The 15297-nt window shown below is 71.9% G+C and carries 15 protein-coding genes and 1 pseudogene; 2 read left to right on the forward strand and 14 right to left on the reverse strand.

The features are described 5' to 3' along the window. Nucleotides 1-62: 62 nt before the first annotated feature. The 5 genes and pseudogenes from carA to pyrR all read right to left on the reverse strand — a co-directional run. Nucleotides 63-1184, reverse strand: a pseudogene (carA, locus tag ATK30_RS05335) (glutamine-hydrolyzing carbamoyl-phosphate synthase small subunit); the annotation flags it as partial. After that, the gene (locus ATK30_RS05340; RefSeq protein ID WP_101434581.1) at nucleotides 1181-1684 is read right to left on the reverse strand and encodes a PH-like domain-containing protein; all 504 of its coding nucleotides are present in this window, start codon (nucleotides 1682-1684) and stop codon (nucleotides 1181-1183) included. The pseudogene carA and the gene ATK30_RS05340, both read right to left, overlap by 4 nt. Next, nucleotides 1684-2970 (reverse strand): dihydroorotase, encoded by a 1287-nt coding sequence (locus tag ATK30_RS05345; protein ID WP_101434582.1) that lies wholly within the window; start codon nucleotides 2968-2970, stop codon nucleotides 1684-1686. Before ATK30_RS05345 ends, ATK30_RS05340 begins: the two co-directional genes overlap by 1 nt. Continuing rightward, a complete protein-coding gene (locus tag ATK30_RS05350; RefSeq protein ID WP_037818941.1) occupies nucleotides 2967-3899 on the reverse strand; it encodes an aspartate carbamoyltransferase catalytic subunit in 933 nt (310 codons plus the stop codon). The genes ATK30_RS05345 and ATK30_RS05350 overlap by 4 nt, the downstream gene beginning before the upstream one ends. After that, nucleotides 3896-4492, reverse strand: coding sequence for a bifunctional pyr operon transcriptional regulator/uracil phosphoribosyltransferase PyrR (gene pyrR / locus ATK30_RS05355; protein WP_101434583.1), 597 nt, complete (start codon nucleotides 4490-4492; stop codon nucleotides 3896-3898). The genes ATK30_RS05350 and pyrR overlap by 4 nt, the downstream gene beginning before the upstream one ends. A gap of 261 nt (nucleotides 4493-4753) precedes the next feature. On the opposite strand from pyrR, the gene bldD reads away from it, so the two are divergent. Beyond that, nucleotides 4754-5242 (forward strand): transcriptional regulator BldD, encoded by a 489-nt coding sequence (gene bldD, locus ATK30_RS05360; RefSeq protein ID WP_003096372.1) that lies wholly within the window; start codon nucleotides 4754-4756, stop codon nucleotides 5240-5242. 728 nt (nucleotides 5243-5970) lie between these two features. Here the strand turns inward: bldD and nusB are convergent. Genes nusB through ATK30_RS05380 form a run of 3 tightly spaced genes read right to left on the reverse strand, consistent with a single transcriptional unit; the run spans nucleotide 5971 to nucleotide 8133 of the window. Next, a complete protein-coding gene (gene nusB, locus ATK30_RS05370) occupies nucleotides 5971-6429 on the reverse strand; it encodes a transcription antitermination factor NusB (RefSeq protein WP_101434585.1) in 459 nt (152 codons plus the stop codon). Beyond that, nucleotides 6429-6992 carry an elongation factor P gene (efp, locus tag ATK30_RS05375; protein ID WP_009075786.1) on the reverse strand — a complete coding sequence of 188 codons (564 nt, stop codon included), beginning with the start codon at nucleotides 6990-6992 and terminating at the stop codon, nucleotides 6429-6431. Before efp ends, nusB begins: the two co-directional genes overlap by 1 nt. Before the next feature lie 43 nt (nucleotides 6993-7035). After that, entirely contained in the window at nucleotides 7036-8133 is a 1098-nt protein-coding gene (locus ATK30_RS05380) for a M24 family metallopeptidase (RefSeq protein ID WP_101434586.1), read from the reverse strand. 128 nt (nucleotides 8134-8261) lie between these two features. Here ATK30_RS05380 and ATK30_RS05385 point away from each other — a divergent pair, with 128 nt between their 5' ends. Next, on the forward strand, nucleotides 8262-8864 hold the full coding sequence (locus ATK30_RS05385; RefSeq protein ID WP_101434587.1) for a B-4DMT family transporter: 603 nt from the start codon (nucleotides 8262-8264) through the stop codon (nucleotides 8862-8864). Here ATK30_RS05385 and ATK30_RS05390 read toward each other — a convergent pair. From ATK30_RS05390 to ATK30_RS05415, 6 genes are all read right to left on the reverse strand, one after another. Further along, nucleotides 8788-10278 (reverse strand): glycoside hydrolase family protein, encoded by a 1491-nt coding sequence (locus ATK30_RS05390; protein WP_167442123.1) that lies wholly within the window; start codon nucleotides 10276-10278, stop codon nucleotides 8788-8790. The two genes, ATK30_RS05385 and ATK30_RS05390, sit on opposite strands and share 77 nt — an antisense overlap. Before the next feature lie 566 nt (nucleotides 10279-10844). After that, complete coding sequence (gene aroQ, locus ATK30_RS05395; protein ID WP_101434588.1) at nucleotides 10845-11276, reverse strand: type II 3-dehydroquinate dehydratase; 432 nt, start codon at nucleotides 11274-11276, stop codon at nucleotides 10845-10847. Then, on the reverse strand, nucleotides 11273-12388 hold the full coding sequence (gene aroB, locus ATK30_RS05400; RefSeq protein ID WP_101434589.1) for a 3-dehydroquinate synthase: 1116 nt from the start codon (nucleotides 12386-12388) through the stop codon (nucleotides 11273-11275). Before aroB ends, aroQ begins: the two co-directional genes overlap by 4 nt. Before the next feature lie 220 nt (nucleotides 12389-12608). After that, nucleotides 12609-13133 (reverse strand): shikimate kinase, encoded by a 525-nt coding sequence (locus ATK30_RS05405; RefSeq protein WP_208637281.1) that lies wholly within the window; start codon nucleotides 13131-13133, stop codon nucleotides 12609-12611. Continuing rightward, nucleotides 13130-14317 (reverse strand): chorismate synthase, encoded by a 1188-nt coding sequence (gene aroC, locus ATK30_RS05410; RefSeq protein ID WP_101434590.1) that lies wholly within the window; start codon nucleotides 14315-14317, stop codon nucleotides 13130-13132. The genes ATK30_RS05405 and aroC overlap by 4 nt, the downstream gene beginning before the upstream one ends. A gap of 49 nt (nucleotides 14318-14366) precedes the next feature. After that, nucleotides 14367-15206 carry a prepilin peptidase gene (locus ATK30_RS05415; protein WP_101434591.1) on the reverse strand — a complete coding sequence of 280 codons (840 nt, stop codon included), beginning with the start codon at nucleotides 15204-15206 and terminating at the stop codon, nucleotides 14367-14369. Nucleotides 15207-15297 lie beyond the last annotated feature (91 nt).

Below are 15297 nucleotides of genomic sequence, written 5' to 3' on the forward strand. Positions count from 1 at the left end.
GTCTTGCGGGATACCCGCACCCAGTCGCCCCCCGCGAGCTGGGCTCCGCCAGTGTGGCTCACGCGGGACTCCATCAACTCAACGAACTCGTCGAACAGCGGCGCGGCGTCGTGCGGACCCGCTGCCGCTTCGGGGTGGTACTGCACGGAAAACGCCGGGACCTCGAAGGCGCGCACGCCCTCGACGGTGTCGTCGTTCGGGCAGTAATGGCTGATTTGCGCGGCCCCGTAAGGGGAATCGAACCGCTGGCCCGGCTCGCCTTCGAGAGCGAAACCGTGGTTCTGCGCGGTGATCGCGACCCGTCCGGTCGCCACGTCGATCACCGGGATGTTGATCCCCCGGTGCCCGTAGCGCATCTTGTACGTCCCGAGACCCAGGGCCCGGCCGAGGATCTGGTTGCCGAAACAAATCCCGAACAGCGGAATCCGCTGCTCCAGAACCGTTTTCGTCAACGCCGTCGCGTGCGCCGTCGTCGCCGGGTCGCCGGGACCGTTGGACAGGAACACCCCGTCCGGCTCCAGCGCCAGCAGCTCCTCCGCGCTGGTGTTCGACGGCAGCACGTGCACCTCGATGCCCCGCTGCGTCATCAACCGCGGCGTGTTCGACTTGATCCCCAAGTCCAGAGCCGCAACGCGGAACCGCCGTTCCCTTTGCGCCGCAACCACGTACGGCCGCTCCGTGGAAACCTCGCCCGCGAGGTCCGCGCCCTTCATCTGCGGGCTCGCCAGCACCTCCGCGACCATCTGCTCGTCGCTGCCCAGCGCGTCGCCGGAGAACACCCCGGCGCGCATCGCGCCCTGCTCGCGCAGATGCCGGGTCAAGGTCCGGGTGTCCACTTCGGAAATCCCGACCACGCCCTGGCGCACCAGTTCCTCGTCCAGCGTGCGCTTGGCCCGCCAGCTCGACGGCGTGCGGGCGGGATCCCGCACCACGTAACCGGAAACCCAGATCCGGGACGATTCGTCGTCCTCGTCGTTCCAGCCGGTGTTGCCGATCTGCGGCGCGGTCTGCACCACGATCTGCCGGTGGTACGACGGATCCGTCAGCGTTTCCTGGTACCCCGTCATGCCGGTGCAGAACACCGCCTCGCCGAGGGTCCGCCCGCGCGCGCCGTACGCCGCGCCGCGGAACACCCGGCCGTCTTCGAGAACCAGGGCGGCGGGGCCGCGAGTGCCGGTGCTCACTGGGCACCTCCCTTGATGTCGTGATCGGAGAGTTCTTCGATCCACTGTGGATAATCGTCTAGTTCGTCGCCGCGGAACCCGGTGTCCAGCTCGACGTCGCCGAGCCGCCAGGTGATCACCAGCAGCACGTCGGTGCCGGTGACTTTCCCGGCGAGCCGGGAGTCGCGGCGGATCCCGGTGATCGAGGCGCGCGGGATCCAGAAGTCCGGCAGCCCGCCGCGTTCGACGGCCACCCCGTCCGGGTGCAGCCGCCAGACCGCGCCGGAGCGCGGGCCCGCGCCCCGGGTGACGACGCGGTCCTGCCAGTTGCCCGCGGTCGTGGTGCCCACGTACACGCCGGTCGATTCGAGCTGGAACTCGCCGGGCTCGGCCGGGATCTCCGGGAACGGGGCGATCCGGGCGCTCTGCGAGCGCGCCTTGCGCCGCCAGCCGACCCACATGCCCCACAGGCACAGCAGGAAGAACGCGGCGATCCCCAGCGTCAGCAGCAACCGCTCCATCAGCAGATCTTCCCCTCGCGTGCGGTGATCCGCCCGCGCAGCAGGGTCGCCGTCACCACGCCGGGCAACCGCATTCCCTCGTACGGGGTGTTGGCCGCGATGCTGGCCAGTTCGGCCCCGCGCACGGTCCATTCGGCGTCCGGGTCGACCAGCGTCAGGTTCGCCGGTTCGCCCGCCTCGATCGGACGGCCGTGCCCGGCCAGGTTCCCGACCTCCGCCGGCCGCTCGCTCATCACGCGGGCTACGCCGCGCCAGTCGAGCAGCCCGGTCTTGACCATCGTCTCGACGACCACCGACAGCGCGGTCTGCAGGCCGAGCATGCCGGGCCGGGCCGCGGCCCATTCGGTGTCCTTGTCCTGCACGGCGTGCGGCGCGTGGTCGGTGGCGACGCAGTCCACGACGCCCTCGGCCAGCGCGGCGCGCAGCTTCTCCGCGTCGCCGCCGGTGCGCAGCGGCGGGTTGACCTTGTTGACCGGGTCGTAGGTCTCCAGCCGGTCGTCGGTCAGCAGCAGGTGGTGCGGCGTGACCTCGGCCGACACCTTCGTGCCGCGCTCCTTCGCCCAGCGCAGGACGTCGACCGTGCCCGCGGTGGAGACGTGGCAGACGTGCAGCCGCGCGTTCGCGTGCAGCGCCAGCAGGCAGTCGCGCGCGACGATCGACTCCTCCGCCGACGCCGGCCAGCCCGCGTAGCCCAGCCGCGACGCCTGCTCGCCCTCGTGCGCCTGCGCGCCGACGGTGAGCCGCGGTTCCTCGGCGTGCTGGGCGATCACCGCGTCGAGCGCCGTCGAGTACTCCAGCGCACGGCGCATCAGCAGCGGGTCCGCGACGCACACGCCGTCGTCGGAGAAGACCCGGACCGCCGCGGTGCCCTTGGCCATCGTGCCCAGTTCGGCGAGCTTCTCGCCCTTGAGCCCGACGGTGACCGCGCCGACCGGGTGGACGTCGACCAGGCCGACCTCCTGTCCGCGCCGCCACACGTGGTCGGTGACGAGCGCGTTGTCCGCGACCGGATCGGTGTTGGCCATGGCGAACACGGCGGTGTAGCCGCCCAGCGCGGCCGCGGCGGACCCGGTGTCGATGGTCTCGGTGTCTTCGCGCCCCGGCTCGCGCAGGTGCGTGTGCAGGTCGACGAACCCGGGCAGCAGGACCTGGCCCTTCGCGTCGAGCACTTCGGCGCCCTCGGGAACGCGTACCTCGCCGATCGCGGCGATCACGCCGTCGGTGACCAGAACGTCCACCGGCTCGCCCTCTCCGTACGGGCGGGCACCCTTGATCACGATGCTCACGCGGCAGCTCCTTCACTGGCCAGGAGGTGGTAGAGGACCGCCATGCGCACGTGCACGCCGTTGCGGACCTGTTCGGTAATGGCCGAGGACGGGGAATCCGCGACCGCGGAAGCGATCTCCATGCCGCGCAGCATCGGGCCGGGGTGCAGCACGACGGCGTGGTCCGGCAGCAGCGCTTGGCGGCGCTCGGACAGCCCGTAGGAGATCGAATATTCGCGCGCGGACGGGAAGAAGCCCCCGTGCATCCGTTCGGCCTGGACGCGCAGCATCATCACCGCGTCCACCGCGGGCAGCTCGGCGTCGAGGTCGTGCGACACCGTGACCGGCAGCTTCTCCACGCCGACCGGCAGCAGCGTCGGCGGCGCGACGAGCACCACCTCCGCGCCGAGGGTGCTGAGCAGGTGGATGTTGGACCGCGCGACCCGGCTGTGCAGGACGTCGCCGACGATCGCGATCCGCCGGTCCTTCAGGGAACCGAGGCGTTCGCGCAACGTCGCCGCGTCCAGCAACGCCTGCGTGGGGTGTTCGTGCATGCCGTCGCCCGCGTTGACCACCGCGGTGCCCGGCCCGGCGAGCCAGCCGGACAGCCGGTGCGCGGCCCCCGAGGCGGGGTGCCGGATGATCACGCAGTCGGCGCCCGCGGCGGCCAGCGTGAGCGCGGTGTCCCGCAGGGACTCGCCCTTGTTCACCGAGGAACTGGACGCCGAGACGTTGATCACGTCCGCGCTCATCCACTTCCCGGCGATCTCGAAGGACACCCGGGTGCGCGTCGAGTTTTCGTAGAACAGCGTGATCACGGTGCGGCCGCGCAGCGTCGGCAGCTTCTTGACCTCGCGGCCGAGCAGCGTGTGCTTCAGCTCGTCGGCGGTGTCGAGCACGGCGGTCGCGGTGTCCGCGTCGAGCCCGTCGGTGGCGAGCAGGTGCTTCACCGGGTTTCTCCTTCCGGTGCGCGCAGCAGCACCGCGTCCCGGCCGTCGGTTTCGGACAGCAGGACGGAGACGCCTTCGGCGCGCGCGGTGGGCACGTTCTTGCCGACGTAGTCGGCGCGGATCGGCAGCTCGCGGTGGCCGCGGTCGACGAGCACGGCGAGCTGGACGGCACGCGGGCGGCCGTGGTCGCGCAGCGCGTCGAGGGCGGCGCGGATGGTGCGGCCGGAGAACAGGACGTCGTCGACGAGGATGACGACGCGGTTGTCGATCCCGTCCGGCGGCAGCTGCGTCTGCTCGAGGGCGCGCGGCGGACGGCGGCGGAGATCGTCGCGGTAGAGGGTGACGTCGAGGGCGCCGTGCGGCGGCGCGACCCCGGCGAATTCGCCGATCTTCTCGGCGAGGCGCGCGGCCAGCGGGGTGCCGCGCGTGGGGATGCCGAGCAGCACCGGGTACTGCTCCGGCGGACCGGCTCCGAGAGCGGTCTTCTCGATGACCTGGTGGGCCATCCTCGCGATCGTGCGCGCGACATCACCGGCGGACAGCAGCTCGCGCTCTCCCGCCGGCTCCGCCGCGCCACGCGGACGTGACGACAAGGCGGACCTCCTTCCCCGCCTCTCTGGACGGGTCCTTAAAGGACGTCGGCAACCGGCTGCTGCCGGAAACCGCACCGACAGTAGCAGGACCGGTCAATCAGTCTTCCGGGTGGTACGCGCACGGCCGCCACCTGCGCGGACCGACCTTCTGCTTGACCTGGTGACAACTATGCGTAACCATTACTCTGAGTATTCGACTCGAGGAGTCCCCGGCTCCGGTCCTCCCGGCCGGACAGGGGCGATGAAACGGAGAACCACCAGATGGGCGATTACGCCAAGGCGCTCGGGGCCAAGCTCCGCGGGATCCGCCAGCAGCAAGGCCTGTCCCTGCACGGGGTCGAGCAGAAGTCCGGCGGACGCTGGAAGGCCGTCGTGGTCGGCTCGTACGAGCGCGGCGACCGGGCGGTCACCGTCCAGAAGCTGGCCGAGCTGGCGGACTTCTACGGCGTGCCGGTGGTCGAACTGCTGCCGGAGGGCCGGGTCCCCTCGGGAGCCGAACCCGCCACGAAGATCGTCATCAACCTGGAGCGGCTCCAGCAGCTGCCCGCGGAGAAGGTCGGCCCGCTCGCCCGGTACGCGGCCACGATCCAGAGCCAGCGCGGCGACTACAACGGCAAGGTGCTCTCCATCCGCACCGAGGACCTGCGCTCGCTCGCCATCATCTACGACATGACCCCCGGCGAGCTGACCGAGCAGCTCATCGACTGGGGCGTCCTCCCGCCGGAAGCCCGCCCGTCCAAAGAGGACTGAGCACTGATGGCGGCAGCGGCCGTGCACGACGCGGCGGGCTTCCCGCGCCCGGGGAACCGGGAACGCCCGCCGCGCTTCGGGTGCGGTTCCGGCTGAAATCCTGCCGCCGCGTCCGGCCGGGCCTCGCTCGATCCAGGGTGCCCGCGTCCGCTGACCTGCATTTTCCCCCTGTGGCGAATCGCGGATCGCTCGCCGCGATTCCCGCGTGTGCCGCGCCGGGAACGAATCCGTTCCGGCGCATTTTCCGCTCCAGGCCGGGCCGCCGGGACTCTTCGCGCTCCGGCCGCTTCCCCGACCTGCGGTTTCCGAGCGGATTCCCTGAGCTGGTGCGCAGTTCGGCTTCGAGCGCCGTCCGCACCGCTTTCCCCGTATCGCTGAAAAGCGTTGCCGCGCCCCGGTTTCCCCGCCTCAAGCCGCGATTCCCGCCGTACGGCACCGGGATTTCCCGGCTGGTCGCGGTTCTCCCGTCGCACCGGCGGACTGCTCACTCACCGCAGCGAGTCCGGGAAACCACCGCTGCCGACTCACCGGATCGCCGCGAAACCGCGCGGGTGCGCCCGGCTCGAATGGTGCCCGCCGACCGGTTCTGATTCCGCTCGGTGATCAATTTTCTCCCGGACGCCCCTCGCGCCCGACCGCCCTGCCCCTGCCGTGACCCGATCAGGCAGCGGCCATTCAGGTGGCCGCTTCCCCCGGCCGGGTTACCTCCGGCTACCGGGCCGCCAGCGCTACAGGACCGCGCGCAGCCGGTCGGCGATCGTGCCGATGCGGCCGAGCACGCCGTTGATGAACCGGGGCGAGTCGTCTGTCGAAAGTTCCTTCGCGAGACCGACCGCTTCGTCGATCGCGACCGCGTCGGGAACGTCCGCCGACCACAGCATCTCGTACACGCCGACGCGCAGGACAGCCAAGTCGACCGGCGGCATCCGCTCGAGGGTCCAACCCTGCGAGTGTTCCGCCAGCAGTTCGTCGATCCGCTCGCGCTGGGCCGTGACGCCCTCGACGACGGTGATCGTGTAGTCCGCGATCGGGTCGACCTCGACCGCGCCGACCCGGTCGGCCAGCAGCGTGACCGGGTCGGCGGACCGCTGGGCGGCCTCGTACAGCATCTCGACCGCGCGCCGGCGGGCCTGCCGCCTGCTGATCGCGCCGCCGCGGTTCGGGTGCGGGGGAAGCTTGTCCGCCATCAGCTGGAGACGCGGCCGAGGTAACGGCCGTCGCGGGTGTCGACCTTGATCTTCTCGCCGGTCGAGAGGAACAGCGGGACCTGGATCTCCGCGCCGGTCTCGAGCGTCGCCGGCTTGGTGCCGCCGGTGGAGCGGTCGCCCTGCAGGCCCGGGTCGGTGTGCTGGATGACCAGCTCGACCGAAGTCGGCAGCTCGACGTACAGCGGCTCGTTCTCGTGCACCGCGACCTGGACCTCGGTGTTCTCGAGCATGTAGTTCGCGTTGTCGCCGACGGTCTCGGCGGGCACGGTGATCTGGTCGTAGGTGTCGCCGTCCATGAAGACGAAGTCCGCGCCGTCCTTGTACAGGTACGTCATGTTCCGGCGGTCCACCGTGGCCGTCTCGACCTTCGTGCCCGCGTTGAAGGTCTTGTCGACGACCTTCCCGGTCAGCACGTGCTTGAGCGTGGTGCGCACGAAGGCGCCGCCCTTGCCCGGCTTGACGTGCTGGAACGCGGTGACGCTCCACAGCTGGCCGTCCAGGTTGAGGACGAGTCCGTTCTTCAGGTCGTTGGTGGTGGCCACGAGTCTTCAGGTCTCCTGTGTTCGATCTCTTCGGCCGCGGCCGTCATACGGCCACGAGGTCCTTGGTGCTCAGGGTGAGGAGTTCGGGTCCGGAGTCCCGCACGACGAGCGTGTCCTCGATGCGCACGCCACCGCGCCCCGCGAGGTACACGCCGGGCTCGACGGTGACCGCCATACCGGCGGACAGTGTACCGACGCCCGCCGCGGCGAGACTCGGTGCCTCATGCACCTCCAGCCCGACGCCGTGGCCGAGACCGTGCGCGAACTGCTCTCCGTACCCGGCGTCGGCGATCACCGAGCGCGCGGCGGCGTCCACTTCGGACACCACGGCGCCGGGGCGGACGGCCTCGGTTCCCGCCGCCTGCGCGCGGTGCACGAGGCCGTAGAGCTCGCGCTGCCAGTCCGCGGGTTCGCCGAGGACGACCATGCGGGTCATGTCCGAGTGGTAGCCGTCGACCGTCGCGCCGAAGTCGAATTTCACGAAGTCGCCGCGGCGCAGTTCGGCCCCGGTCGGGCGGTGGTGCGGGATCGCCGAGTTCGGCCCGGCGGCGACGATGGACTCGAACGAGATCCCGGACGAACCGTGCTCCAGCATCCGGTTCTCCAGGTCGCGGGCCACTTCCAGCTCGGTGCGGCCCGGCCGCACTCCCCCGGCCTCGAGCAGCGCGGCCAGCGCGCGGTCGGCGGCGGCGCACGCGGCGCGCAAGGCGGCGATCTCGACCTCGTCCTTGACCATCCGCAGCTGCTCGATCAGCCCCGGCGTGCGGACCAGCTCGACCCGGTCGAAGCGCACCTTGAGGTGCTCGTGCTCCTCGACGCTCACGTGCTGGCTCTCGAACCCGGTCCGGCCGTAGTCCGCGAGCCGGTCGGCCGCGTGCGCCGCGAGCGCGCGGGCGCTGGCCCGGTCGAGCACGCGCTCCAGGTCGGGCACCTCCGACTCCGACTGGGTCGTGTAGCGCCCGTCGGTGCAGAACAGGGTCTTCGCGTCGCCGCCCGCGTGCAGCAGCAGCGCGGCGTTCGACCCGGTGAACCCGGTCAGGTAGCGGATGTTGAGCAGATCGGTGACCAGCAGCGCGTCGACCCCGTTCTCGTGGAGCAGAGCGGCGAGCGCGGCACGGCGGCGAGCGTGGATTTCCGGCACCCGACCAGCTTAACCAGCGGCTTCCGGCCGTCGTTCCGACGCTGTTCCAGCGCGGTTCCGGCACGGTTCGAGCACGGCGGACGGGACGGCCTACTGGCGGTTAACTTCGGCGCGCCTACACTCCGTCCATGCTGGGTGCCTGGTTGACGCGCGGGCTGGTCATGGCGGTCGTGCACGCCGCCGCGATGACGCTGCTCGCCAAGTGGTCCGTGTTCCACCCGACCGGCCAGACGCTGTTCACGTCGCTCACCATCGCCGTACTGGTCGGCCTGGCGGCGCTGTGGAGCGCGATCGACGGCTGGCGCGACCTGCGCGACAGGGGGCGCGCGTGGTTCATCGCTTCCCTGGTCGCGGGCGTGTGCTCGGGCATCCTGTACGTGATCGGGCGGGCCATTTTCGTCGACCAGACCGGGGTTTCCGAGCTGGGCGCCGCACTTACCGGCGGAGCGGCGTTCTCCGCGCTGCTCGTGCTGGTGCCCGCCGGGCTGGGGCTGTTCGTCGGCGGGCGGATGCGGCGTCCGGCGGCGGAAGACGACGAGGATTCCTCCGGGCCGGAGCCGGACGACGAGGACGAAGACGGCACCGGCAGCCGTTCCGGCGAGCTCGAACTCCCGCCGAGCCCGGCCCCGCGGACCGCTCCGAAGCCTTCGCCGGTCAGCCGCCCAGCGGCAAACCGCGCGCGGCGGCGTCCCACTGTCGCGGGTCGATCTCCTGCACCCCGGAACCGTTGAGCGCCACGATCGTCGTGTCCGGCAAGCCGTAAAGCTGCCCGTCGAGCACCATGCCGTAGCCGCGGCCGTACGCGTGCACGATGGTCGCTCCCGAACGCAGGCGGGTTGTCACCGGCATGTCCGGCACCTGCGGCAGCGGCCGGTCGACCAGCTCCGCGGCGAGCACGGCGGCGACTGAACGCCGGTCGATCCGGATGCGCTCGCCGCGGCGGTAAAGGTCGATCATGCGGTCCGGGGACGGCATCGCGACGCCGTCGAAGGTCGCGGTGCTGCGAGACGGGGTCGAGCAGCCGCCCGCGCCTTTCACGTCGAGCCCGAAGTGCTTCAGCCCGGTCGGCGCGCCCGCCGGGCCGATCTCGGTGGCGCGCACGACGTCCAGCGACACCAGGTCGCACGGATCGCTGACCGACGTCGGCGCGTGCCCGTCCGGACGGCGGACGAGGCCGGGGCCTTCCTTCCACGCGCCCGGGATGACGACCGGTTTGTACGGCTGCATCGTGAAATCGCGGTCCCAGAACGTGATCGTCGTGCCGTCCGCGGTTTCGTGCGCGATGGCGAAGGCGTCGAGCGCGCCGACCCACTCCAGGTCCACGCTGAACGCGTCGACCACCGACCGGGTCCGCGGCGCGTCGGTCGTCGCGGTGGGCTCGAAACCCTTCTCCCCCAACGCTTCCACGCCTTCGCGGAACGCCGGGTCGTGCGCCCGGATCACGAACTGGCCCGCCCCGTTCCAGCCCGCCGCGCGGCCGGTGGTGTCGGTGAACATGAGGTAGTACCAGCCGTCGAGGAACACTACGGAGGGCTGGCCGGCGCCGTAGACGTTGGCGCGGTGGACGTCGTGGGACGCGCCGAGAATCGGTTTGCCGCCGTTCGACCGGGTCCAGTGGATGCCGTCCGGGCTGGTGGCCATGCCGATCGCGTTGCCGAGCGCGTGGTCGCCCGCCGCGCCGGTGTAGTACATGAAGTACGTGCCGCCGACGCGCAGCACCGACGGGTCGCAGGTGTGCATGCCGTCGAAGTTGCCGGGCGCGCCGGACAGGACCGCCACGGGCGCGCCGCCACCCGGTCCGGTGAAGGGTCCGTCGGCGGAGGGACCTTCGGCGTAGAGAATGTCGTCGCCCGGCGGCGGGGCGCTGCTGTACTGGCTGCACCACCACATCCGGGTGCGGCCGTTCTCGACCATCACGGTGGGGCCGTAGTTGTAGGACGCGTCCGCCGCCCCGGCCGCCACCACCCCGCCGCTCTGCCGGGCGGCCCCCGCGGCGAGCGCGACATCCGCCGCCCGAGGCGGATCCTGAGAGGATTGCGGCGCTCCCCCGGCGATGCCGCCGTGCCCGGTGCCCTCGGCTTGCGGCTGGGCGGAAGTCTGGCTGCACCCGGAAACGAGGGAACCGGCGATCAGCAGCGAGAGCAGCTGACGCACGGGTCGCCGACCCCCACGACGGAACGGGTGCATGATCGCCGAGTGTAGCGACAGCGGCACCGGATGGGTGAACCACATCGTGCATCCGCCGGTCAGACGGCGGGTTTACCGAGGGCTTGCTTTTCGCGCGGGAAAGCCCGCTGCGGTAGCGGATCTGCGGCTGGGTCGGGTGCTTCGCGGCTGCCAGGCCGGAATGGATGCGCGGTGATCCAGCGCAACGCCGCAACCGCCGACGTCGAGACCGGCGGTCGGGATCCCAGAAGGCGTGCGGTCCCGCATTTGCCCGCCGCCCGCTGTCCGGCCGCCAGCTCGAGACGAATGCGGCGCGATCCAGCGCACCCGGCCACAACACCAGACCACGGTTCAGCTGCAACCGCCCCGCGCCCCTACCGGGAGGTCAAGACGAATGCGCCGCCGACGCCGAGATCGACGCTGACGCCGGTCGCGAGACCAGAAAGAGTGCCCCACCGCATCTGCCCGCCGCCCGCTGTCGGCCGCCAACTCAGAACAATGCGGCGCAATCCAGCTGCAACCGCCCCGCGTTCGCCACCGGGAGGTCAGGACGAGTGCGCGGCGATCCAGCGCAACGCGAGGCCGTACCCGTCCACTCCGAGGCCGACGATCACGCCGGTCGCGATGTCGGACAGCACGCTGTGGTGCCGGAATTCCTCGCGCTTGTGCACGTTGCTGATGTGCAGCTCGATCAGCGGCGCGGTGAGCTGGGCGGCGGCGTCGCGGACGGCGATCGAGTAGTGCGTCCACGCGCCGGCGTTCAGTACGACCGGCGCGCCCGCGTCGGCGGCTTCGTGCAGCCAGCCGACCAGTTCGCCTTCGTGGTCGGTCTGCCGGACCTCGACGTCGAGACCGAGCTCCTGGCCGGTCGTGACGCACAGCTGCGCGAGATCGTCGTGTGTGGTGGAGCCGTAGACGTCCGGCTCGCGCTTGCCCAGGCGGCCGAGATTGGGGCCGTTGAACACGAACGCCTTCACAGCAGCACGCTCCCGCCGTTTTCCGGGGCCTCGGCCGCGATCGCCGAGTACGCGGCGGCGAGCAGCGACGGGTCGGGGCCTTCCAGGCGGCCGGGTTTGCCGAGCCCGTCGAGGACGACGAACCGCAGTACGCCGGAGCGGGTTTTCTTGTCGCCCTTCATGGTTTCCAGCAGCTGGGGCAGCGCGTCCGGGGCGTAGGTGGTAGGCAGGCCGATCAGCTTGAGCACGGAGGCGTGCCGGTCGGCGGTGGCGTCGTCGAGGCGTCCGGCCAGCCGGGCCAGTTCCGCCGCGAACACCAGGCCGACGCTGACCGCCGCGCCGTGCCGCCAGCGGTAGCGCTCGCGGCGTTCGATGGCGTGGCCGAGGGTGTGGCCGTAGTTGAGGATTTCGCGCAGGTCGGACTCGCGCAGGTCGGCCGCGACGACGTCGGCCTTCACCTGGATCGAGCGGCGGACCAGCTCGGCGAGCACGTCGCCGGTCGGGTCGAGCGCTCGCTCCGGGTCGGCCTCGATCAGCTCGAGGATCCGCGGGTCGGCGATGAACCCGGTCTTGACGATCTCGGCCATCCCGGCGACGAGTTCGTTGCGCGGCAAGGATTCCAGCGTCGCGAGATCGACCAGGACGGCCGAGGGCTCGTGGAAGACGCCGACGAGGTTCTTGCCCGCCTCGGTGTTGATCCCGGTCTTCCCGCCGACCGCCGCGTCGACCATGCCGAGCAGCGTCGTCGGCACGTTCACCAGCCGGACGCCGCGCATCCAGGTGCCCGCGACGAACCCGGCGAGGTCCGTGACCGCCCCGCCGCCGAGCGCGACGACCACGCCGCGCCGGTCCAGCCCGATCCGGCCGAGGACCTCCCAGCAGAAACTGGCGACGGAGAAGGCCTTGCCGTCCTCTGCGTCAGGAATTTCGACGCGGTGCGCGTCGAGACCGGCCGCGGCCAGCTCGTCGCGTACGGCCTCGGCGGTGGCGGTGAGCGTCGGCGGGTGGATCAGCGCGACCTTCGACGCGTCGGCGAGCTGCTCGGTGAGTTCGCCGAGCAGGCCGCGCCCCACGAGCACGTCGTACGGCTGCGCGGTGGCGACCCGGATCCGGACGGGCGGGGTGGCGGACACGGTTCTCCTCACTGCTCCCGGACCCGGCGGTCCTGGGCTGCGTGGTCCTGGGCTGGGCGGTGGCTCAGTGGCATCGGCTGCTCGCGGCCGACGCGGGTGCGGACGGGCTGCTGGCTCCCGCCGGACTTGGCGGCCCGCCAGCCCGGCGCGACAGACCGAACATGGTTCGGAGCAGCCAGCCGGACGGAGCCGTGCTGGCCGGTGCCGGGCCGGTGGCGGGTCACTGTTCGCGGACCCGGTCGGGTTCGAGGGCGGCGACGGCGGCCGCGACGACCTCTTCCGGCGTCAGCTTGTCGGTCTCGATCTCGACGGTCGCCACCTCGCGGTACACCGGCAGCCGCTGATCGAGCAGGGCTTTGAAGGTGGCGCGCGGGTTGATCCCGGCGAGCAGCGGGCGGGCGCTGGACATCCCGGTGCGCTGCACTCCGGCGGCGAGCCCGACGTTCAGGAAAACCACGGTGTGGTCCTGAAGCCGGGCGCGGGTGCCCGGGCTGAGCGGGGCGCCGCCGCCGAGGGAGAGCACGCCGTCGTGTTCGGCGAGTGCGGTGGCGACCGCTTCCTCCTCGAGCGCGCGGAACGCCGGTTCGCCGTCGTCGGCGAAGATGTCCGAGATGGCGCGTCCGGCGCGGGCGACGATGTCGTCGTCGGTGTCGCGGAAGGTCACGCCGAGCGCGGCGGCCAGCAGCGGGCCGACCGTGCTCTTGCCGGAGCCCGGCGGTCCGACGACGACCGCGCGCGGGCTCACCAGCGCTCCTCGAGCGCCTTCAAGTACGCCTGCGCGTTGCGCCGGGTCTCGGCGAGCGAGTCGCCGCCGAACTTCTCCAGCGCCGCGTCCGCGACGACCAGCGCCACGACCGACTCCAGCACCACGCCCGCGCGCGGCACCGCGCACACGTCGGAGCGCTGGTGGATCGCCACGGCGGGCTCGCCGGTCTTGACGTCCACTGTGGACAGTGCCTTGGGCACGGTCGAGATCGGCTTCATCGCGACGCGCACCCGCAGCGGTTCGCCGTTGGTGATGCCGCCTTCGAGCCCGCCCGCGCGGTTCGACCGGCGCGTGACGCCGACCGGTCCGGTGCCGCGGTCGATCTCGTCGTGCGCCTGGCTGCCCCAGCGGCGGGCGGTGGTGAAGCCGTCGCCGACCTCGACGCCCTTCATCGCCTGCACGCCCATGAGCGCGCCGGCGAGCCGCGCGTCGAGCCGGCGGTCCCAGTGCACGTGCGAGCCGAGGCCCGGCGGCAGTCCGTAGACGATCACCTCGATCACGCCGCCGACGGTGTCGCCGGCCTTCCGCACCGCGTCGACCTCGGCGACCATCGCCTCGGTCCCCTCGGCCGAGAACGCGCGCACCGGGCTCTCGTCGATCGCCGCGAGGTCGCCCGGCCGCGGCAGCGGGCCGTCCGGGGCGTCGGCGCCGCCGATGGAGACGACGTGGCTCAGCACCTCGGCCCCGAGCAGCTGCCGCAGGAAGTTCCGCGCGACCGTGCCGAGCGCGGTCCGCGAGGCCGTCTCGCGGGCGCTGGCGCGCTCCAGGACGGGACGGGCCTCGTCGAAGCCGTACTTCTGCATGCCGGGCAGGTCGGCGTGCCCCGGGCGGGGCCGGGTCAGCGGCTCGTTGCGGGCGAGCCCGGCAAGCTCGGCCTCGTCGACCGGGTCGGCCGCCATGACCTTCTCCCACTTGGGCCACTCGGCGTTCTCGATCTGGACGGCGATCGGGCCGCCCTGGGTGACCCCGTGCCGGACCCCGCCGAGGAACTGGACCTGGTCGGTCTCGAAGCCCATCCGCGGGCTGCGGCCGAACCCGAGCCGGCGCCGCGCGAGCTGCGCGGACAGGTCCGAGGTCGTCACCTCCACCCCGGCAGGCAGCCCCTCGAGCACAGCGGCGAGGGCGGGTCCGTGCGATTCTCCAGCGGTGATCCAGCGCAGCACCGGACAATCCTGTCACGGCCGGTCCGAGCGCCTGGCAGAGCCCCTGGCCTCAGGCGATGCCCGTTCCAGCGGCTGGGAACACCGCGCACGCCCAGGTGGCCAGAACCAGGCCGGGGCCGTAGGGCACGCGGAGAGGTCCGGCCCGGATCCGGGAGTGCACAGGGCCGGTGTGCGGCACGGTGGCAGCGACCGTCGGCGAAGGATCGGTACCGGTTGGCGCGGGCACGCGGGCACCATCGGCCGGAATGGCATTCGGAAGTTCTTCCCGGCTCTCGGACCGGAGGGACAGCGCGCCGGTCTCGGTGGCCGGTAGGCGGGCAGAAGTCCGCGATCCGCGTGCTTGCCGGATCCGGCGCATCAGCCACATCGGCACCATGGCCGCCGCGCTCACCATCGCCGCCAGGACCGCGGCCACCGCCGGGGCCAGTCCGCCGACCGCGCCCAGCACAGCGCCGAAAGACCCGGCCAGCTTCACGTCCCCGGGGCCGAGCCCGCCCGCGGACAAGCGATGGACGATCAGGTGCGTCCCGCCGAACAGCAGGCATCCCAAGGCCGCACCGGCCGCCAACCGCCATCCCCCGCCGCTGAGGGCGGCGAGAGCAAGCGTCAGGGCGACCACGGGGTAAGCGGGCAGGGTGAGGACGTCCGGGAGGCGGCGGTGCCGGACATCGGCCAGCGCGAGGGGCACGCCGAGCACCGAAACCAGCCACGCCACGGGCAGCCACCAAGCCGGGAGCGCGCCAGAGTCGGCACGCGCCGCAGCCACCGCGACTGCCGCGACGGCGGTTGTCATGCCGAGCACGGCGGAGACCGGGGCACCGGCTTTCTTCGTCATCACCAGCAGCACGGGGACCACCGCCCCGGCTGCGAGCACTGCTGTCAGGACCATGCGACCAGCCTGTCGCCACCGCCTGGACCAGGGCAAACAAATCAGGGCGCGAGGGGACCCCTCGTGCGCGACACGCCGGAAGGTTCACTCG

This window comes from Amycolatopsis echigonensis, from assembly GCF_002846615.1.
Lineage (GTDB): Bacteria > Actinomycetota > Actinomycetes > Mycobacteriales > Pseudonocardiaceae > Amycolatopsis > Amycolatopsis echigonensis.

Excerpts from the sequence above, each read along its gene's own strand:
- nusB (WP_101434585.1), bottom strand. The coding sequence starts at position 6,429 with ATGGCGGACAAGCTTCCCCCGCACCCGAACCGCGGCGGCGCGATCAGC.
- bldD (WP_003096372.1), top strand. The coding sequence starts at position 4,754 with ATGGGCGATTACGCCAAGGCGCTCGGGGCCAAGCTCCGCGGGATCCGC.
- ATK30_RS05385 (WP_101434587.1), top strand. The coding sequence starts at position 8,262 with ATGCTGGGTGCCTGGTTGACGCGCGGGCTGGTCATGGCGGTCGTGCAC.
- ATK30_RS05415 (WP_101434591.1), bottom strand. The coding sequence starts at position 15,206 with ATGGTCCTGACAGCAGTGCTCGCAGCCGGGGCGGTGGTCCCCGTGCTG.
- ATK30_RS05340 (WP_101434581.1), bottom strand. The coding sequence starts at position 1,684 with ATGGAGCGGTTGCTGCTGACGCTGGGGATCGCCGCGTTCTTCCTGCTG.